The sequence below is a fragment of the Staphylococcus intermedius NCTC 11048 genome, assembly GCF_002902385.1.
Classification (GTDB): domain Bacteria; phylum Bacillota; class Bacilli; order Staphylococcales; family Staphylococcaceae; genus Staphylococcus; species Staphylococcus intermedius.
Genome location: NZ_PPQH01000123.1, coordinates 1 through 671 on the forward strand (window position 1 = coordinate 1; position 671 = coordinate 671).

At 30.3% G+C, this 671-nt stretch carries 1 pseudogene; it reads right to left on the reverse strand.

The window, feature by feature from the left end:
• Nucleotides 1-671, reverse strand: a pseudogene (locus CD138_RS14565) (hypothetical protein); the annotation flags it as partial.

The window sequence follows — 671 nt, forward strand, 5'->3', positions numbered from 1 at the left end:
CCAACGAATTTCAAATTCTTCGGGCGTTTCGTAATCATTATTACATTGCTCTTCGATTTGCTTAATTTCATATGTTTTAAATTCATTGATGGTGCTTTGATAGAAATAGCCCTCCATAGCTTCGACTGTACTATTTTTATCATGAATAACAACTTTAATACGTTTTAGCATAGCTAATAATTCAGCATCAATATCTTCTAAAGAGAAGTTTGTATCATAGTTTTCGTTGTAGTGGTTTTTAGCAGAGACCATTTTTTTCAAGACAATACCTAAATCATTTGATGAGAAATTCATAAGATAGCTGTTTAACGGTTTTGAGAAATTAAATGATTTTAATTTCATTGTTTTTCGAGTTAATTCATAAGTGTTCTCTGTGTCTTCTGTTTGTGATAATCTACTACTCTCTAAATACATAGAATTAAATGTATTACTTATAACAGTATTACTAAAATCAGTATTACTAGACTGCATATTTAAACCATTGCCGACTGCATTTTTCACCCCTTGGACCTTATAAAGGCACCCCTTCATAGATTTTTCAGGGGGTACTAATACAAATTTTTGCTTACGTTTTACAGTATTATCTTTCTCTTTATTTTCTTCTAAAAATTCTTCGGTTGATAATTGCTCACTATACAATGGTGTATATAAATATAGGCGATTTGGGTCAT